20 protein-coding genes are annotated in these 18,611 nt (G+C 62.6%); 14 read left to right on the top strand and 6 right to left on the bottom strand.

Annotated features, from left to right (window positions below; all coding sequences use genetic code 11):
• Positions 1-19: 19 nt before the first annotated feature.
• Positions 20-1,372, top strand: coding sequence for a VasL domain-containing protein (locus CLM71_RS08265; protein WP_234008632.1), 1,353 nt, complete (start codon positions 20-22; stop codon positions 1,370-1,372).
• A 32-nt stretch (positions 1,373-1,404) separates the two neighbouring features.
• Here the strand turns inward: CLM71_RS08265 and hpxO are convergent, their stop codons facing one another.
• Positions 1,405-2,559, bottom strand: coding sequence for an FAD-dependent urate hydroxylase HpxO (gene hpxO, locus CLM71_RS08270; protein ID WP_105230578.1), 1,155 nt, complete (start codon positions 2,557-2,559; stop codon positions 1,405-1,407).
• A gap of 334 nt (positions 2,560-2,893) precedes the next feature.
• Between hpxO and CLM71_RS08275 the strand changes: the two genes are divergently transcribed.
• The 5 genes from CLM71_RS08275 to CLM71_RS08295 all read left to right on the top strand — a co-directional run bounded on the left by CLM71_RS08275 (position 2,894) and on the right by CLM71_RS08295 (position 6,454).
• Positions 2,894-4,276: a nucleobase:cation symporter-2 family protein gene (locus CLM71_RS08275; protein WP_105230579.1), complete on the top strand. Its 1,383-nt coding sequence runs from the start codon at positions 2,894-2,896 to the stop codon at positions 4,274-4,276.
• Complete coding sequence (gene uraD / locus CLM71_RS08280) at positions 4,254-4,754, top strand: 2-oxo-4-hydroxy-4-carboxy-5-ureidoimidazoline decarboxylase (RefSeq protein ID WP_105230580.1); 501 nt, start codon at positions 4,254-4,256, stop codon at positions 4,752-4,754. The genes CLM71_RS08275 and uraD overlap by 23 nt, the downstream gene beginning before the upstream one ends.
• Positions 4,751-5,083 carry a hydroxyisourate hydrolase gene (gene uraH, locus CLM71_RS08285; protein ID WP_105230581.1) on the top strand — a complete coding sequence of 111 codons (333 nt, stop codon included), beginning with the start codon at positions 4,751-4,753 and terminating at the stop codon, positions 5,081-5,083. The genes uraD and uraH overlap by 4 nt, the downstream gene beginning before the upstream one ends.
• A gap of 258 nt (positions 5,084-5,341) precedes the next feature.
• Positions 5,342-6,016, top strand: a complete 675-nt coding sequence (locus CLM71_RS08290; RefSeq protein WP_234008633.1) for a hypothetical protein — start codon at positions 5,342-5,344, stop codon at positions 6,014-6,016.
• A 9-nt stretch (positions 6,017-6,025) separates the two neighbouring features.
• Positions 6,026-6,454 carry a hypothetical protein gene (locus CLM71_RS08295; protein WP_234008634.1) on the top strand — a complete coding sequence of 143 codons (429 nt, stop codon included), beginning with the start codon at positions 6,026-6,028 and terminating at the stop codon, positions 6,452-6,454.
• Between the two features lie 91 nt (positions 6,455-6,545).
• On the opposite strand, the gene CLM71_RS08300 is transcribed toward CLM71_RS08295, so the two are convergent.
• On the bottom strand, positions 6,546-8,015 hold the full coding sequence (locus CLM71_RS08300) for an NCS1 family nucleobase:cation symporter-1 (protein WP_105230583.1): 1,470 nt from the start codon (positions 8,013-8,015) through the stop codon (positions 6,546-6,548).
• A 144-nt stretch (positions 8,016-8,159) separates the two neighbouring features.
• Here CLM71_RS08300 and CLM71_RS08305 point away from each other — a divergent pair, with 144 nt between their 5' ends.
• The 3 genes from CLM71_RS08305 to puuE are packed head-to-tail and all read left to right on the top strand — an operon-like array spanning position 8,160 to position 10,590.
• Entirely contained in the window at positions 8,160-8,876 is a 717-nt protein-coding gene (locus CLM71_RS08305) for a GntR family transcriptional regulator (protein WP_105230584.1), read from the top strand.
• A complete protein-coding gene (hpxA, locus tag CLM71_RS08310) occupies positions 8,876-9,619 on the top strand; it encodes an allantoin racemase (protein ID WP_105230585.1) in 744 nt (247 codons plus the stop codon). The genes CLM71_RS08305 and hpxA overlap by 1 nt, the downstream gene beginning before the upstream one ends.
• A gap of 26 nt (positions 9,620-9,645) precedes the next feature.
• Entirely contained in the window at positions 9,646-10,590 is a 945-nt protein-coding gene (puuE, locus tag CLM71_RS08315) for an allantoinase PuuE (protein WP_105230586.1), read from the top strand.
• 380 nt (positions 10,591-10,970) lie between these two features.
• Here the strand turns inward: puuE and hpxZ are convergent, their stop codons facing one another.
• From hpxZ to hpxW, 4 genes are read right to left on the bottom strand one after another with little or no spacing between them, the layout of a single operon-like run.
• Positions 10,971-11,357: an oxalurate catabolism protein HpxZ gene (gene hpxZ, locus CLM71_RS08320; RefSeq protein WP_105230587.1), complete on the bottom strand. Its 387-nt coding sequence runs from the start codon at positions 11,355-11,357 to the stop codon at positions 10,971-10,973.
• Complete coding sequence (locus CLM71_RS08325; RefSeq protein ID WP_105230588.1) at positions 11,354-12,751, bottom strand: AtzE family amidohydrolase; 1,398 nt, start codon at positions 12,749-12,751, stop codon at positions 11,354-11,356. Before CLM71_RS08325 ends, hpxZ begins: the two co-directional genes overlap by 4 nt.
• The gene (hpxX, locus tag CLM71_RS08330) at positions 12,748-12,936 is read right to left on the bottom strand and encodes an oxalurate catabolism protein HpxX (protein WP_105230589.1); all 189 of its coding nucleotides are present in this window, start codon (positions 12,934-12,936) and stop codon (positions 12,748-12,750) included. Before hpxX ends, CLM71_RS08325 begins: the two co-directional genes overlap by 4 nt.
• Positions 12,937-12,946: 10 nt before the next feature.
• Positions 12,947-14,530: an oxamate amidohydrolase gene (gene hpxW, locus CLM71_RS08335; protein WP_105230590.1), complete on the bottom strand. Its 1,584-nt coding sequence runs from the start codon at positions 14,528-14,530 to the stop codon at positions 12,947-12,949.
• 155 nt (positions 14,531-14,685) lie between these two features.
• Here hpxW and hpxU point away from each other — a divergent pair, with 155 nt between their 5' ends.
• The 5 genes from hpxU to CLM71_RS08360 all read left to right on the top strand — a co-directional run bounded on the left by hpxU (position 14,686) and on the right by CLM71_RS08360 (position 18,598).
• Positions 14,686-15,525: a MurR/RpiR family transcriptional regulator HpxU gene (hpxU, locus tag CLM71_RS08340; RefSeq protein ID WP_105230591.1), complete on the top strand. Its 840-nt coding sequence runs from the start codon at positions 14,686-14,688 to the stop codon at positions 15,523-15,525.
• A 236-nt stretch (positions 15,526-15,761) separates the two neighbouring features.
• Positions 15,762-16,547, top strand: a complete 786-nt coding sequence (locus tag CLM71_RS08345) for a transporter substrate-binding domain-containing protein (RefSeq protein ID WP_111737344.1) — start codon at positions 15,762-15,764, stop codon at positions 16,545-16,547.
• An 11-nt stretch (positions 16,548-16,558) separates the two neighbouring features.
• Entirely contained in the window at positions 16,559-17,224 is a 666-nt protein-coding gene (locus CLM71_RS08350) for an amino acid ABC transporter permease (protein ID WP_105230593.1), read from the top strand.
• Entirely contained in the window at positions 17,224-17,880 is a 657-nt protein-coding gene (locus tag CLM71_RS08355) for an amino acid ABC transporter permease (RefSeq protein ID WP_199776409.1), read from the top strand. The genes CLM71_RS08350 and CLM71_RS08355 overlap by 1 nt, the downstream gene beginning before the upstream one ends.
• Positions 17,861-18,598: an amino acid ABC transporter ATP-binding protein gene (locus CLM71_RS08360; RefSeq protein ID WP_105230595.1), complete on the top strand. Its 738-nt coding sequence runs from the start codon at positions 17,861-17,863 to the stop codon at positions 18,596-18,598. The genes CLM71_RS08355 and CLM71_RS08360 overlap by 20 nt, the downstream gene beginning before the upstream one ends.
• Positions 18,599-18,611 lie beyond the last annotated feature (13 nt).

Here is an 18,611-nt window from a genome sequence, read left to right on the forward strand (position 1 = left end):
TTCTAACGGAACCATTCCCGTGAACAAGGATAAACACCTTAAAATCGGCGGCGACCCGCGCGCGCTGCCGGACTACGCCGTGCTGCGCGATGAATTGATGAAACTGTCCCACCCGGCGCGGCCGGACGTTGAATGGCGCACGGTGGAGTCGCTGTGCCTACGGCTGTTTGAACATAACGGCGTGGATCTGCAAACCGCAGCCTGGTATACGCTGGCGCGGGTGCATATTGCCGGGCTGGCGGGCATGCAGGAAGGGCTGGCGCTGGTCAATGTGCTGACGGCCTACCAGTGGTCGGTGATGTGGCCGACCAATGTGCATACGCGGGTGGAGATTATTACCGGCCTCAACCAGCGGCTGCAGAATGTGTTCCGCACGCTGGCGCTGGACGACCGCGATGAGTTGGAACGGCTGTATCAGCTGGAAAAGAGCCTGGAACGGCTGGCGGAGACGCTGGCGCGCCATGAGCTGCAACAGGCCAGCCGTACGGAAGGGATGCAGTTGCGGATCCGGCAGGCGATTGCCCGGCTGGAAAATATGCCGCGCGATGCATGGCAGCAGCCGGCCGTCGCGCTGCCGCCGCAGGCGGTGGTCAGCCACGCCGATGAGCCGGCCGCTGCGGAGCCTCTGGTCTTGGTGGTGCCGCCGGAGCCGGCGGAGGAGAGGGTGGCAACAGCGCCGCGCGGCGTGCGCCCCGTCAGGGCGTTTCTGGCCGGCGCCTGTAGCGCGCTGCTGGCGGGCGGGCTGCTGCTGTGGGGCTGGCACAGTCTGAGCGCGCCGTCAGCGGCGGAGCAACAGCTGACCGCCTCGCTGACGCCGCTGCCGGGCACGCTGAGCAGGGAGCAGCTAGGCGCGCTGCGTCATCTTTCATTAACGTCGCCGCCGCAGGCCGATGCGTTAACGGAGCAAACCCGTCAGCAACTGCAGTGGCTGATGGCGCTGCCGCCGGACTGGCCGCTGCGTTATGGTCAGCAACTGATTGAACAGGCGCAGGCCTTGTGGCCGGATAATCCCGAGGTGGCGGAAATGCAGCAGGCGTGGCGGCAGCATCTGGAGGCTAACGCGCTGCCGGCAACCTCGCTCCTCGGCTGGCGCGACGGGATGCAGAAATTGCAGCAGCTGACCAGCCGGCTGAACGGGCTGGATGAAAAGCACGGTAAATATATGACCGTCAGCGAGCTGAAATCGTCGGTGTTCGCCATCACCCAAGCGTTTAACCGCCATCCGCCGGCGGAAGAACGCCTGCGGCGCTATAGCGCCGGCCGCTCAGAGGCGCAGCGCAAACAGGCGGCAATGGCGCTTGAGCAGCTGCAGACGCGCTACTTTTTACAACAGTCCGCCGGCGCGGAAAAGAGGCCGGGCGAGGTGCGGTAACGCAGCGCGACGCCGCCGGGCGCATTCTGTTCTCAGCCGAGCGGGCCGCCCTGGATGGTGTCGCACAGGCCGTTGATAATGTGCTCGCCGCTCTCTTGCTGCAGCTCCTGATACCACGCCTGCGTCAGCGCCATATCTTTGCCGTGGGTAATATCGCAGCGCTTACGCGCCTTGAGCACCAGATCGCGCACCCGTTCGCAGCGCCGGCTTTCGTACTGCTGCAGCGCTGCGGCGATATCGCGGTGGGTGCGGAACGCGTCGCCAAGCACCACCGCGTCCTCCATGGCAGCGCAGCCGCCCTGGCCGATATCCGGCGTGGTGCTGTGGGCGGCATCCCCCAGCAGCGCGATCCTGCCGCGCGTCAGCCGCTCGAACGGTTCAATGTCGTGGATCTCGATGCGGTTGGTGGTGGCCGGATCCAGCGCGGCGATCAGCCGCTGCACCTGCGGCGCCCAGCCGCTGAAGTAACGGCGTAAATCGGCGCGCAGCGTGCTGCGGTCTTCCGCCAGCCCGGCCGGCAGCGGCACGTCAAAGAAGAAATAGAAGCGTCCGTCGGCCACCGGCATCAGCGACACCCGTTTGCCTTCACCGACAAAGGTCGTCCACTGATCAGCCGGCGCAATGGCTTCATCAATCTCCACCAGTCCGTTCCAGTTGACATAGCCGGCATAGCGTCGCTCCGGCGCATAGCCCAGCACCGCCGGACGCAGCGCCGAACGGCTGCCGTCGGCGGCAATCAGCACATCGCCGCGCGCGCTGGAGCCGTCGCCGAAGCGGACGGTTACGCCGTCGGCATCTTCCTGCGCCTCGGTGACGCGTTTGCCGAACTGCACGCGGTCACGGCCCCAGAAGTCCAGCATCTCCCGCTGCAGCTCGGCGCGCGATACCGGGCAGGGGCGGCCGGCGACGCGTTCAATCAGCGGCGCCAGGCTAAAGCGCGTCATAATCGCGCCGCTGCGGTACTCCTGATAGGCCATTGAACGCATCGGGCCGCCGTAGGTTTCGATAATCTCTCCCATCCCCAGATGCTGCATGCATTTCACCCCGTTGGGCCAGATGGAAATGGCCGCGCCCACCGGTTTAATCTCCGTTACGGCTTCAAAAACCTCACACTCAATGCCCGCCTGTTGCAGCGCGACCGCCGCGCTGAGCCCGCCGATGCCGGCGCCAATGACCAATGCTTTCATGATGTCCTCCTGTAGATCCGGTCATAGGCCCGAGCAATTTGCGTACCACATCGGCATTTGCCGTCGCAGCGCGCCGGATGCGGCAGCGTTGCACCATAAAGCAGCATTTCGGGGGAGTCTTTGCCTGTTTATGAATCATAAGTTTCTTGATGTTGGTTTGTGAACCCAACGTTTCAGTGGCGGAGAAAAAGAGAGGGAACGGCTATTTTCGAGGTTAATCGATTGATAAAAAATAAAAATATGGTTTTTTGACGCCCGATCCGCTGCACCGGCGACAAGCTGGCCTGTTTTGTGCACACCTCAGGGGAAAGCGTATTTACTGAGGGATAATGGCATGTCAGACGAGAAAAACAGCACGCTGCTTTACGGTCTTGAACAGCGCATTCCGCCGCTGCCGGCATTTTTTAGCGCGTTGCAGCACGTACTGGCCGGGCTGGTCAGCATTATTACCCCGCCGCTGCTGATCGGCGCCACGCTGGGGCTGGAGGCGTGGATGCCCTACCTGATCAGCATGTCGCTGCTGGCCTCCGGCATCGGCACGTTTCTGCAGTCTAATCGGGTATGGGGGATTGGCGCCGGCATGATCTGCATGCAGGGCACCAGCTTTGCGTTTCTTGGCGTGTCGGTGGCCGGCGGTCTGTGGGTGAAACAGCAGGGTGGCGGGCCTGAGGACATTATGGCGATGCTGTTCGGCGTCAATTTTGTCGCCGCGCTGGTGCCGGTGGTCGTCAGCCGTTTTATTGAACCGCTGAAGAAAATCTTTACGCCGGTGATCACCGGCAGCGTGATTGCGCTGATCGGCATCAGCCTGATTAAGGTGAGCGTGATCAACTGGTGCGGCGGCGAGGGGGCAAAGGATTTTGGCAGCATGAGCAATATCGGTCTGGGAGGGCTGACGCTGGGGGTGATTGTGCTGCTGAGCTGCGTCGGTAACCGCTGGCTGCGGCTGGCGTCGATCGTAGTAGGCATCGCCGCGGGTTGCCTGGCGGCGGCGCTGACCGGCAACTTCCATCCGGCGCCGATCGGTGAAACCTGGTTCCGGCTGCCGGCGCTGTTCCCGTTCGGCTTCCAGTTCAACAGCGCGATCTTTTTGCCTATCGCGCTGGTGTCGCTGGTGTGTATTCTGGAGGCGGTCGGCGATCTGACGGCCAACAGCCTGATCTCCCGACAGCCGATCGATAACGCCGCCTTCCGCAGCCGGCTGAAGGGCGGCATTCTGGCCGACGGCGTGAGCTGTATGATCGCCGCGATGCTGTGCGCCTTCCCGAACACCACCTTTGCGCAGAACAACGGCGTGATTCAGATGACCGGCGTCGCCAGCCGCTATGTCGGGCGCTATATGGGCGTTATTCTGATCCTGCTGGGGCTGTTCCCGCCGTTTGGCGAGCTGCTGCGCCAGATCCCCACGCCGGTGCTGGGCGGGGCGACGATGGTGATGTTCGGCTGTGTGGTTGCCGCCGGCATCCGCATCATCACCCAGAACCCGCTGACGCGGCGCACGATGCTGATCGTCGGGCTGGCGTTCGGCATCGGCCTCGGTATTGAGGCGGTGCCGGCGTTTCTGACCCATTTCCCGCCGCTGGTCGGCAACCTGTTCGGCTCGGCGGCCACCAGCGGCGGTCTGGTGGCGATTATCCTTAACCTGATTATGCCGGAAGAGAAACATGACGCAGTCGTTAGCAACAGGAGTCACGATGAACGTGCTCGAACGCTTTAACCGTTTACCGCTTGATGCGGCCATTGCGCTGCTCAGCCCCTGCGTGGCGATCCCGGACTGGGCGTCGGCGCTGGTGCAGGCGCGCCCCTATGCCGATCGCGCCGCGCTGCTGGCGCGGGCGGGGGAACTGATGCAACACTGGGGCGACGCCGAGCTGCAGCAGGCGATGAGCGCCCATCCGCGCATCGGCGAGCGGCCGACGGGCAGTCAGGCACACGCCGCCCTGTCGCGGCAGGAGCAGGCGTCGGTGGATCGCCATGATGCAGAGCTTGCCGAGGCGCTGCGCACGGCCAATACGCAGTATGAAGCGCGCTTTGGCCGGGTCTTTCTGATCCGCGCCAAAGGACGCAGCGGCGCGGAGATTCTGCAGGCGTTGCGCCTGCGTCTGCACAATAACGAGGCGCAGGAGCGGCAGGCGTCGCTGGCGCAGCTGCGTGAAATTACCTTACTCAGACTGGAAGGAGTGATCGGCGCATGAGCAATCTGAGCAGCCATATTCTGGATATTTCTACCGGCCGGCCGGCCGCCGGCGTCGCCGTGCATCTGGCGCGTTATGAACACGGCGACTACCAGCCGCTGGCGAGCATGCTTACCGACGCCAACGGCCGCATCGCCGCCTTTACTCCGGCGGTGCTGCCGGCGGGGCGCTATCGCCTGACGGCGGACATCGGCGACTGGTTTACGGCCGCCGGACGGCAGACGCCCTATGTCCACGCGCAAATCGAGCTGATGCTCAGTGAGGAGCAGCACTATCACCTGCCGTTTTTAATCGCCCCCGGCGGTTGGTCAACCTACCGCGGCAGCTGAGCGTCAACGACAAACAGAAGATGTCAAAAAGGCCGCCTTCGCGGCCTTTTATATGCACCGAATGGCATAATTTATATGAAACAAAAGTTAAGCATTACGTTAGGCAACGACAGTCACCTAAACAGTGCTGGCAGGGGTGAACAACGAGAACGACGGGGCGTTAGCAGCCTGAGACGAGCAACGACAGTCCGGCAAAGTGGATTGCAGTAAAAATGTCCATTATGATGACCCAGGAAACATTCAACAGGGAATCATGACATGACAGTTGGATTTATTGCCGATGAGCCAGGACGCTTTTACACCTTCCAGTCAAAATTACCTTCCGGTGAATACTTCGAGTTCAGCCCCCGTAACCCTCCCCTGAATGCTAAGCCCATTGTAGATGATGAAAGCGGGATGTGTATTGGCTATTCCGTGGCGCAGGCTCCCGGTTTGTGGCGGATTTATGATGCTGATGGCGTGTTCGTCAGACTGGAAGAGGCGCCATTAGAAGCTCCCCTGATTGACCCAACAGACCTCGCTTTAATTGCCTTTGGTGCATTCCGCCTTTTTCGGGTTGGTAAAGCATTGTTGGAGAGTGGCGTAAAAACGGCTGTAACGGTAAAACTTAGTCAGGCTACCATTAGCATCTTGCGTGGTCGCCTGAAAATGGGCTTATCAGCTCGTGCTATCAGGATGAGTGAGTCATCGGCAAAACATATGCTCACACCCGGTCGCTATGTGCCTTTGCAGATTCAGGAAAAGGTCATTCGTTATGGTACCAGAACGGCAGACCCACGGAAAAAACCAGGGATTTTCCGGTACGAAGCCCGCATATATAAGCTTGTGGAAGATAGACAAAATAAGGGCAGTTATATTTACAAATCATACCGTCTTGAGGTTTTGGTCAGGGAAGCTGACTGGACTATCATGCACTTTCAGTACATGCCGTAAGGGGGAATAGTGATAGATATCACAAGCGGTACCAGGCATCTTAAGTTAACGCCTTATGAAAGGTTATCTGAGCCAGAGGAGCCAGACTATAGCCGCATTATGGTGTGGGTTGAATTTTCTGTCCCCGGGCTAAAAACTGAGTTTGCGGCAGAGTTTTTTGTTGGTCAGTTGGAGCAGTTCAGGAAAGAGGTGCATGGATTCCAGCAGGCTCTGAAAAACGGAATAAAATTTAAGGATATTGATTTATCCTCGGCATTTGAGCAGGTAACGCTGAAATTTCACCAGTTACACTTTGCCGGAGCCGTTGGGGTCAGCATGGTGCTGAAACCTGAAGACCATGCTGACAGCGTCACGCTTGAGGATTCCTTCGATATTGATGAGAGTTATTTTCCAGAGCTACTCTCAGGTCTGGAAGAAATCATTTCATGGCAGAATTGATAATGTCAGAGGTGAGGGCTGAAAGTAAAAAACCACCTGCTTAGCAGGTGGTTTTTTTACACCTGATTGCCGGGCGTTCGGCCCGGCGGCATTACTCCTTCGGCAGCAGCGCCTTGGCGCTGAAGCGCGGCGCGGCGGCCTGCTGCTCATCGCGCGCCAGCCAGCGGTAGGCCAGCGCGCCCAGCGCCACGCCGATAAACCAGCTGAAATTGGCGACCGCATGCAGCGACGGAATAAAGCTGAGGATAACGCCGACGGTGACGGAAGGCAGCAGGGCGGCGATGGCTTTCGGGTTAAAGCCGTGGCGATACCAGTATTTACCTGCCGGCGTGTCGTTGAACAGGTCATCCACCGACAGCTGTTGACGTTTAATCAGGTAGAAGTCCGCCAGCAGAATGCCGAACAGCGGGCCGACAAATGCGCCCAGCACGTCCAGCGTGTAGTGGATCAGCTCCGGTGAGTTAAACAGGTTCCACGGGGTCAGCAGCACCGATCCCACCGCGGCGATCATGCCGCCGGTGCGGAAGCTGATTTTTTGCGGCGCGCAGTTGGAAAAGTCGAACGCCGGCGAAACGAAGTTGGCGACGATATTGATGCCGATGGTTGCGGTGATCATGGTCAGCAGGCCGATCGCCACCGCCAGATCGTTGCCGACGCGGCTGACCGTTTCAATCGGGTCGGTGATCATATGGCCGAACAGCGACTGGGTGCCGGAGACGATCACCACCGTCACCAATGAGAACAGCAGAAAGTTGAACGGCAGACCCCAGCGGTTGCCGCGGCGCACTTCATTCATATTCTTCGCGTAGCGTGAGAAGTCGCCGAAGTTGAGCAGCGGGCCGGAGAAGTAGGAGACCACCAGCGCGGTGGCGGTAATCATCTGCCAGGCCTGCTCGCCGGCGGTCAGGGATTTGCCGGCCAGGGTAAAGGAGATGCCGTCCGGCCCGGTCTGATAAACAATCCAGCCCGCCAGCGCCAGCATCACCACGTACACCGCCGGGCCGGCAATATCGATAAAGCGCTTGATGGCGTTCATGCCGTGCCAGAATACCATCGCCTGCAGCAGCCACATCAGCGCAAAGCAGATCCAGCCGAGGTAAGAGAGGCCGAGCAGCGAATCGGCGGTGAGCGCCGCCAGCGACGGCCAGAACTTCAGCGCCACCAGCATCAGCGCGTTGGCCGCCAGATAGGTCTGGATGCCGTACCAGGCGAAGGCGATCAGCCCGCGGATCACCGCCGGGATATTGGCGCCGAACACGCCGAACGCCTGACGGCAGATTACCGCATAGGGCACGCCCGCCATCTGGCTGGGCTTCGCCACCAGATTGGCGCACAGCTGCACGATGCCAATGCCCGCCAGCAGGCACAGCAGCACCTGCCAGCTTGCCAGCCCAAGGGTAAAGAAGCTGGCGGCGACCACGTAACCGCCCATGCTGTGCACGTCCGACATCCAGAACGAAAAGATATTGTACCAGCTCCAGTTCTGATCGCGGGTCGGCGCCAGATCCTCATTGCACAGCCGCGGGCTGTAACCCTGACGCGTAGTTTGTCTGTTTGGCATGAAATCTGCTCCTCTGATGAAAACCCTGTTGAGGGGGGATAGCCACGCTGAAGCAGGATTCAGGCCAGAATGCGTAATTTTGTATACAAAAAATTATTTTTATGTATACGATTTGATGCGCAAGAGTTAATCAGGAGTGAGGTGATGAAAAACGAAAACCGCCTGGAAACGGCGTCCGGCCTGCATGACAAGGATGAGTCCATCTATCAGGCGTTGATGAACGCCATCGTTGAACATCAGCTGCCGCCGGGCAGCAAACTGCCGGAAGAGGCGCTGTCCGAGGTGTTCGGCGTCAGCCGCACCGGTATCCGCAAGGCGCTGCAGCGGCTCGCGGCGGTGCAAATGGTGCAGCTGGCGCCCAAGCGCGGTGCATACGTCGCCAGCCCGACGGCGGAGGAGGCGAAAGATATTTTCCGCACCCGCACCCTGCTGGAGGTGGCGAACCTGCCGGACGTGCTGGCGCGCTGTCAGCCGCCGCATCTGGCGGCGCTGGAGGCGATTATCCGCGATGAGCAGCAGGCGCACGAGGAGCATGACGGCCCGGCGGCTATCCGCCTCTCCGCCGCATTCCATATTCAGCTGCAGGCGATCTCCGCCAATGCGGTGTTGACCGAGATGGTGACGCGGCTGTGCCAGCGCTCCTCGCTGGTGATTGCCGCCTGGGGCGCGCCGTGGCGGCAAGGCTGCCGCTGCAATGACCATGAACGGCTGATTGCACTGCTGCGGCAGCGGGATTTGCCGGCGCTCAGCGCCGCCGTCGAACAGCATTTTGACCATATTGTCGCCAGCCTGCGCTTTGAACGTGCGGAACTGGGCCATCCCGATTTTGTCCGGCTGTTCGCCGCCTATAAGGAGCAATGATGTCCGCAGTATGTATACAAGTGATCAACCCCAATACCGACCCCGGCATGACCGAAACCATTGGCGCGGCCGCCCGCGCCGCTGCAGCGCCGGGCACCGAAATTCTGGCGGTGTGCCCGGCGGAGGGCGTGCCGTCGATTGAAGGCCATTTTGATGAGGCGGTTGCCGCGATCGGGGTGCTGGAACAGATCAAGGCCGGCCGCGAGCGCGGCGTCGACGGGCACGTGATCGCCTGTTTCGGCGACCCCGGCCTGCTGGCGGCGCGTGAACTGGCGCAGGCGCCGGTGATCGGCATTGCCGAGGCCGCCATGCATATGGCGACGCTGGTCGCCACGCGTTTTTCCATCGTCACCACATTGCCGCGCACGTTGATTATCGCCCGCCATCTGCTGCGTCAGTACGGCTTCAGCGAACACTGCGCCGCGCTGCACGCCATCGACCTGCCGGTGCTGGCGCTGGAGGACGGCAGCGGACGGGCGCAGCACATGGTGCGTGAACGCTGTATTCAGGCGATGCGGCAGGACGGCTGCGGCGCGATTGTGTTGGGCTGCGGCGGTATGGCCAGCCTGGCGCGAGAGCTGACGCAGGAGTTGCGCATGCCGGTGATCGACGGCGTCGGCGCGGCGGTGAAAATGGTCGAATCGCTGGCGGCGCTGGGGCTGTCGACCAGTAAATACGGCGATCTGGCCTGGCCGGAGCGTAAGGCGCTCAGCGGAAAATTTCAGTCATTACATCCATGCTAACTATTCAGGGGGCAACAGCTCAGCGTATGAATCAACAGCCAGACACCCTTCACCCGGACTACCCGCGCGATATGCGCGGCTACGCCGGCCAGCCGCCGCATGCCGCCTGGCCGGGGGAGGCGCGTATCGCCGTTCAGTTTGTGCTGAACTTTGAAGAAGGCGCGGAAAACCACGTGCTGCACGGCGATGCGGGTTCCGAGCAGTTCCTGTCCGATATCATCGGCGCCGCCAGCTATCCGGATCGCCATATGTCGATGGATTCGCTGTATGAGTACGGCAGCCGCGCCGGTTTCTGGCGTATTTATCAGGAGTTCCGTCGGCGTGAACTGCCGCTCACCGTGTTCGGCGTGGCGATGGCGCTGGCGCGCAATCCGGAGATTGTCGCGGCGATCAAGGCCGCCGACTATGACGTGGTCAGCCATGGCTGGCGCTGGATCCACTATCAGGATATGGCGATCGACGACGAGCGGCGTCACCTGCAGCAGGCGGTGCAGGTACTGACCGATCTGTTCGGCAAAGCGCCCACCGGCTGGTATACCGGCCGCGACAGCCCGAATACCCGCCGGCTGGTGGCGGAGCACGGCGGCTTTGATTATGACAGCGACTACTACGGTGACGATCTGCCGTTCTGGAGCGAGGTGACGTGCGGCGACGGCACGCGCAAGCCGCATCTGATCGTGCCGTATACGCTGGATGCCAATGATATGCGCTTTGCCACCGCGCAGGGTTTTAACACCGCCGAGCAGTTCTATACCTACCTGCGTGACAGTTTCGACGTGCTGTATGAGGAGGGGGCGACCTCGCCGAAGATGATGTCGATCGGCATGCACTGCCGCCTGCTGGGGCGTCCGGGGCGTTTCCGTGCGCTGCAGCGTTTTCTGGACTATATCCAGCAGCACGATCGCGTGTGGATCTGCACCCGTCAGCAGATCGCCGACCACTGGCGGCGAGTGCATCCCTGGCGGGGATAGCTAGAATTTAAGATTATTAATGCCAACGCCGGTTGTTAAATGGCCCGGTGATGACAGATTCGGGTGTTGACCTTTAGCGCGTATCACGGGCTGCCGAACAAGGAACCTGAGCCAGGGGCAACCGGACAGGGATGTCCGGTTGAGGCGGCACAGGCAGGGATGCCTGTAGAGCCGACCCGCCCGGCGACGGTGACGCAGAGAGGGAACCTGCGAAGCAGGCAGAACGTGCCTAAGCGCGGGCGCGGGTGCAGGGGCCGCGCCTACGGCCCCTGCAATTGCCGTTCATTATCGTGACAGAAAAATGCCGATCGTTTACGGCAATTCCATTTACGCCGTCCTTGCATAAATTCTCGTCAAACCTTGCCGACAAAGTTTTACGGTTACTCCATTAAACTTACCTGCGCCGCAACAATCCGCCAGCCGCAGGGGAAACGCACCCAGGTCTGCTGCTGACGGCCGATGCGCGTGCTGCCCTCACGGGTGAACTCGGTGCTGCAGACCGCGTAATCCTCGCCGAACGTCACGATACGGGTATTTTGCAGCCTGCGCGCCAGCCCGGCGGCGGGGCGCGCCGCGCGGAAAGCGCGGATATCGCCGATGCCGTACAGATTCTCGCCGGCGCCCAGCCGCACCGTGCGTTCGCTGTGCCAGAACAGCTCGTCCAGCACGGCGATATCGTTGCTGACCAGCGCCTGCTCGTAGCGGTCAAACGCGGCGGTCACTTCGGCCAGCGTCAGGGGATGGTTAATCTCTGGGGGCGTGATCATGCGGCTACCTCCGCGGCATCGGCCACCGCAATGCCCAGTTGTTCCAGCGCGGCGGCGGCGCGCAGGCAGGCTTGTTCGTTAAACGGCGCGGCAATCAGCTGCAAACCGATGGGGCGTCCGGCGGCGGTGCGCAGCGGTGCGCTGACCACCGGCAGCCCGAGAAACGATATCGGCTGCGTCAGCATGCCCATGCTGGCGCGTATCGGCAGCGGCTGGCCGTTAATGTCCATCTCCTGCGCGCCGATCGGCGTTGCACAGCACGGCGTCGCTGGCGCTAGCAGCACGTCGGCATGGCGGAACAGGGCCATAAACTGCTGCTGCGCATGGCGGCGGAAGCGCTGCGCCTGCACGTACCAGGCGGCGGGGATCATCGCGCCGGCGAGCAGGCGCTCGCGTGAATGCGGCTCGAAGCGCGCCGGCTCGCGGCGTAGGGCGGGCAGATACTGGTTGCCGCCTTCGGAGGCGCTGAGGATAAAGGCTGCGGAGCGGGCCAGTTCCGCTTCGGGGAACATCAGCTCATCATGCGCTTCCAGCGCCCGGGCGGCACGCCGCAGCGCGTCGCGGGCGTCGTCATCGCACCAGGTGGTGAAATAACCGCCGAGCACCGCGCAGCGCAGGCCCTCCATACCGCGCGTCAGCTGCATGGCGGTCAACTGCGCCGGGCGTTCTGCCTGAAAGGCGTCCTCCGGGTCGCGGCCCTGCAGCGCATCGTATACCGTCGCCAGATCGCTGCAGCGGCGGGCAAAGGGGCCGATATGGTCGAGGCTGGCGACAAACGGCTGAGTGCCCGCGCGCGACAGCCGGCCGAAGGTCGGTTTCAGGCCGAAAATGCCGCACAGCGAGGCCGGCACGCGAATGGAGCCATTGGTGTCGGAGCCGAGGGAGAAGTGCACCGTGCCGGCGGCGACCGCCGCCGCTGAACCGCCGGATGAACCGCCGGCGATGCGCTGCAGATCGTGCGGATTACGGGTGGCGCCGTAGTGGCTGTTTTCGGTAGTGAAGCCGTAGGCGTAGGCATCCATATTCAGCATGCCGGACAGCAGACCGCCGGCCTGCCGCAACTGACGCACCGCCCAACTGTCGGCCGCGGCCGGCGGCCGCTCGCTGAACAGCTGCGCGCCTGCCAGCGTGGTGTGCTCCGCCACGTCAAACAGGTTCTTCACCGCATAAGGGACGCCTGCCAGCGGCGGCAGCGGCTGGTGTTGCCGTCGCAGCGTATCAATCTGCGCCGCCTCCGCCAGCATCCGCTGCGCGGTGACCGTGGTCCAGGCGTTGATCTGCGGATTGACGCGGGCGATATCGTCAAGCGTGCGGCGGGCGATCTCCTGTGCGCTGAGTTCGCCGTTGCCGAGCGCCCGCTGAATATCGCGGATGCTTAACTGATGTAATTTCATGCCTGATACACTCCTGCAACCTCCAGCCGTTCATCGAGCGGAAACGCCATCAGCGGCTCCGCCAGCGCGGCAATGCGGATAAACTGGCGCTGTAGTTCTGCGCGCCGCTCATCGTCCAGCTCCAGCATCAGGATTTGTTCCATCTGGGCGAGGTAGGCGCGCCAGTCCGGGGGTAAATGAGTCATGCTGTTCTCCTTAAAAGCCGGCGGCGCTGCCGTTGCTGCGTGGGTCGAATGCCCCTTCCAGCAGGCCGTCCGGGTGGCGGACAATGGCGCCTGCGTGCCCCATGGCCTCGGTGAAGTCGGTAAGCACCTCCACCTCATGCCCAAGCGCACGCAGGCGCGTAATGATTTCCGGCGGGAAGCGGCCTTCCAGCTTGAGCGACTCGGAGCTTTGCCCCCAGGTGCGCCCCAGCAGCCAGCGCGGCCGGCTGATGCTCTCCTGCAGCGACGCGTTTTGCAGTACGTAGCGGGTGAAGAGCGCCGCCTGCGTCTGCGGCTGACCGTCGCCGCCCATTGAACCGTACACCATCACGCGGCCGTCGTTCAGGCGCGCGGCGGCGGGGTTGAGGGTGTGGAACGGCTGCTTGCCCGGCGCCAGCGCCAGCAAATGCTGCGGATCCAGGCTGAAGGCGGCGCCGCGGTTTTGCCAGACGATGCCGCTGTCCGGCAGTACCACGCCGCTGCCGAATTCGTGATAGATACTCTGAATAAACGAGACGGCGAGGCCGCTGTTGTCGATCACGCCCATCCACACCGTATCGCCCGGGCCTTTGCCCGCGCCCCACGGGGCTGCCTGCCGTTCGTCCACCCGCGCCGCCAGCGCCTGCAGCGCCGCCGGTGCGAGCAGCGCCTGGCTGTCGCCGGTCAGACTGTCGGGGTCGGTGATATGCGCGTCGCGCAGGCCGAAGGCCAGCTTGGTTGCCTCGACCAGACGGTGGATGGTTGTTGCTTCGTCCGCGTCGGCCATTGCCAATCGATCGCTGATGCCGAGGATCGCCAGCGACGCCAGCCCCTGGGTCGGCGGCGCCAGGTTCCAGACCTCTCCCTGCCGGTGCTGCAGCCGCAATGGCCGGCTGCGGCGCGCGCGGTGCCGCTGTAAATCCGCCAGCGTGACGGGCATACCCAGCTGCGCCATGCCGGCCGCCAACCGCTCGGCCAGCGCACCGCGGTAAAAGCTGTCCAGTCCGTCCTGCGCCAGCTGCCGCAGGGTGGTCGCCAGCGCCGGCTGGTGAAAACGGCTGCCGGCCTTCGGCGGCATCCCTTCGGGCAAAAAGGCGTCGGCAAAGCCTGGCTGGTCACACAGTTCGGCGTATTTCGCCTCACTGGCGGCGGCCTGCGAGGCGGTGACGGGAATGCCCGTCGCGGCATAGTCAATGGCGTCCGCCAGTAGGTGCGGCAGCGGCAGTGAACGTCCGCACAGCTCGGCGGACACGCGCAGCGCCTCATCCCAGCCGCTGACGGTGCCGGCGACGGTCAGCGCCGCGCGCGGGCCGCGATGGGGAATGTGTTTCAGATCGGCATAGGCCGCCGGCGTGGCGAGCGATCCTGCGGCGCCGCTGGCGTCGATCGCCACCGGTTCACCGTCCGGCGGCACGATCAGCCAGAAACCGTCGCCTCCCAGCCCGTTCATATGCGGGTAGACCACCGCGATAGTGGCGGCGGCGGCCACCATCGCTTCGATAGCGCTGCCGCCTTCCCGCAGTACCGCCAGCGCGCTCTGGCTGGCCAGATGGTGCGGCGTAACCGCCATCCCGCGGGTCGCTACATTACTCTGCATGGATCGTCCTCGTGGTTATCGTCTGCCGTCGAGGTTGCAAAAGTTGTTCCATCTCTGCGTAACGGGCGGCGTCAGAGAAATTTTTTGCGCGCCGGCGTGCACGATGGCGACCTTTGCGGCTATAGTCCGGTGAAACGAAAGTTACAGAGGCCGTGATGCAACAGCTTGATGAACGTTTAAAGGCGCAGTACGCCGCCCTGTCGCCGCAGGAGCAGCGCGTGGCGGATTTTATCTTTGACCACTTTAATGACCTGATCAGCTATAACAGCGCGGAGCTGGCGCGGCTGAGCGGGGTGTCGAAGGCGACGGTCAGCCGTCTGTTCAAGCGGCTCGGCTATGACAAATACAAAGATATGCGCGATGAGCTGCGCACCCTGCGCCAGAGCGGCATGCCGCTGACCGACAACCGCGACGCGGTGCAGGGCAACACGCTGCTGGCGCGCCACTATAAGCAGGAAATGGCCAACCTGACCCAGTGGGTCAACGCCATCGACGCGCAGCAGTTCGCCGAGGCGATCGACGCCCTGGCGAACGCGCGCCGCATCATTATTATCGGCATGCGCAATGCCTATCCCGCGGCCCTGCACCTGCGCCAGCAGCTGCTGCAGGCGCGCGGGCAGGTGCTGCTGCTGCCGCAGCCGGGGCAGAGCCTGAGCGAAGAACTGGTGGACGCCTCGGCGCAGGATCTGGTGGTGATGGTGGCGTTCCGCCGCCGTCCGCGCATTGTCCGCCCGCTGCTGCAGCAGTTGCAGGCGGACGGCGTGCCGGTGCTGCTGCTGTGCGAGCCGCAGGCGCACAGCCTGTTTCCGCTGACGCGCTGGCAGCTGTGCGCGCCGCTGGACAGCGTGTCCGCCTATGACAGCTATGCCGCCGCCAACAGCCTGATCAACCTGCTGGCGAATGCGCTGTTGCATCAGCTGCTGGACAGCGGGCGCCCGCGTATTCATCAGATCGCCACCCTTTACCAGCAGTTGGACGAACTGGAACAGCGTTAACGGGGCGCCAGCATGGTGCTTTGCCTTATTTTGGTGCGCAAAGGTTAGGGGGACATCACGATGAGTGCCGTTGCATTGCCGTCCTGACCCTCCTTCCATACTGAAAAACAGCCATTTACTTTGCGGGCGTCGTTTCTTTACGGCGTCAGCGTCGCGTCGGCCGTGATTGGCACATTAGTTGCAGAATTGGTTTTATGGAACCTTTTGTTTCATGCTAATTTTACGGGGAAATGCTAATGAGAAGAATCATCATCGCACTGGCCGGCGCCGCCTGTCTGCTGGCTAACATTGCCGCGGCGCAGGCCGACCAGTGGCAGCGGATTGAGCAGCGCGGCGCTATCCGCATTGCGGTGCCGCAGGACTTTCCGCCGTTTGGTTCGGTGGGCACCGATTTGCAGCCGCAGGGCTATGACATTGATATGGCGCGCTACCTGGCGCAGCAGATGAAACTGAAGTTGCAGCTGGTGCCGGTCAGCAGCGCCAACCGGGTGCCTTATCTGCAGACCGATAAGGTCGATCTGGTGATTTCCAGCCTCGGTAAAAATGCCGAGCGGGAAAAGGTGATGGATTTTAGCCGCGCCTATGCGCCGTTCTTCCTCGGCGTGTTCGGCCCGAAAACGGCACCGCTCAGCGATGCCGCCGCGCTGGCCGGCCACAGCGTCGGCGTGACGCGCGGCGCGGTAGAGGACATGGTGCTGAGCGCCATTGCGCCGGCGGCGGCGCAGATTAAGCGCTATGAAGACAATAACACCACGTTGTCGGCGTATCTGTCCGGCCAGGTGCAGTATGTCGCCACCGGCAACCTGGTGGTGGCGGCCATCAGCCGGCAAAACGCGGCCAAAGCGCCGGTGGCGAGCTTTATGCTGAAAGATTCTCCCTGTTTTATCGGCCTGAGAAAGGGCGAGCCGGCGCTGAAGGCCAAGGTCGACGCGCTGATTGAACAGGGCATCAAGGACGGCACGCTGAATGCGCTGTCCGAGAAGTGGCTGAAAGCGCCGCTGCCTGCCAGCCTCACGCTGTAAGGCGCACCGTCATGACGCAACAATTGGATTTTTCCGCACTCTGGCCGTACTGGCCGGAGCTGCTGGCGGGGCTGTGGGTTACCGTACAGCTGACGCTGCTGGCGACCTGCGGCGGGCTGGCGCTCGGCATCGTCGGCGCGGCCATTCGCAGCGGGCGCGCCGGCTGGCTGAGCCGCCTGTGGGGCGCCTATGTTGAGCTGATCCGCAATACGCCGTTTGTGGTGCAGCTGTTCTTTATCGTCTTCGGCCTGCCCAACCTGGGGCTGAAAATGACGGCGGGCGAGGCGGCGCTGCTGGCGATGGTGGTCAATCTGGGGGCCTACAGCACGGAGATTGTCCGCGCCGGCATTCAGGTGACGGCGAAAGGACAGTGGGAGGCCGGACGCGTGCTGGGGCTGAGCCGCGGCCAGACGTTCTTGCGGGTGGTGCTGCCGCCCGCGCTGCAGCGTATTTATCCGGCGCTGGTCAGCCAGTGCATTATCGTGATGCTGGGGTCGTCGGTGGTGTCGCAGGTCTCCTATGAGGAACTGACCTTCGCCGCCAGCCTGATCCAGTCGCGCACCTTCCTCAGCTTCGAGGTGTATCTGGTGACCACCGGCCTCTATCTGTTGCTGTCCGTCGCCATGCGTCAGCTGATGATGGCGGCGGGGCGTAAATGGCTGGGGGTGGCGGCATGATGGCCTCTTTTACCGACTGGGATATCGTGCGCAACCTGCTGCTGGCCGGCCGCTGGACGGTGCTGCTGTCACTGACGGCGTTTATCGGCGGCGCGCTGGTGACGCTGCCGCTGTTGCTGCTGCGCCTGAACGGCGGCCGTCGGCTCGGATTGCTGATTCGCGGCTACAGCGCCCTGTTTCAGGGCACGCCGCTGCTGATGCAGCTGTTTCTGGCATTCTTCGGCGTTGCGCTGTTCGGCGTGGACGTCTCGCCGTGGACGGCGGCGGCGCTGGCGCTGACGTTTTACACCAGCGCATTTTTGCTGGATATCTGGTACGGCAGCATTCGCGCCCTGCCGAAGGGGCAGTGGGAAGCCGCGCGCTGCCTCGGCCTGTCGTTCGGCCAGACGCTGTGGCGGGTGGTGGCGCCGCAGGCGCTGCGCATCGCCATCGCGCCGACGGTGGGCTTCGCCGTGCAGGTGGTGAAGGGCACGGCGCTGGCGTCGATCATCGGATTTGTCGAGCTGACCAAGGCCGGCACCATGCTGACCAACGTCACCTACCAGCCGTTCAAGGTCTTCGCGCTGGTGGCGCTGGGCTACTTTGTTTTGTGCTATCCGCTGTCCCGCTACAGCCGCTATCTGGAGAATAAATTCAATGCCGCTCATCACCATTAATCAGGTGCAGAAGTATTACGGTGACAACCACGTGCTCAAGGGCGTCGATCTGGATATTGCGATGGGGGAAGTGGTGTCGATTATCGGCCGCAGCGGCTCCGGCAAAAGCACGCTGCTGCGCTGTATTAACGGGCTGGAAGGCTACCAGGAGGGCAGCATCAAACTGGGCGGTATGACCATTACCGACCGCGACGCGCAGGCGCGGGAAATCAGCCGCTCGGTCGGCATGGTGTTCCAGAGCTTCAACCTGTTCCCGCATATGACGGCGCTGGAAAACGTGATGCTGGCGCCGCGCCGGGTGCTGAAGAAAAGCGCGGCGGAGTGCCGCGAACTGGCTGCCCGCATGCTGGAGAAGGTCGGGCTGGGCGACCGGCTGGATTTCTCCCCCGCCAGCCTGTCCGGCGGCCAGCAACAGCGGGTGGCGATCGCCCGCGCGCTGGCGATGTCGCCGAAGGTGCTGCTGTGCGATGAAATTACCTCGGCGCTGGACCCGGAGCTGGTCGGTGAGGTGCTGAAAGTGTTGGAGCAGCTGGCGGCCGAGGGCATGACGCTGATTCTGGTGACCCATGAAATGAATTTTGCCCGCGAAGTGGGCGACCGCGTGGTGTTTATGCATCAGGGGCGCGTCTGGGAGCAGGGCGACGGCAACACGCTGTTCGCCAATCCGCAGACCCCTGAGCTCAAACAGTTTATCTCCTCCGTGCGCGGTCTTAACTAACGAAAGGAAAACA

Source organism: Serratia sp. MYb239 (assembly GCF_002966855.1).
Taxonomy (GTDB): domain Bacteria; phylum Pseudomonadota; class Gammaproteobacteria; order Enterobacterales; family Enterobacteriaceae; genus Serratia_B; species Serratia_B rhizosphaerae.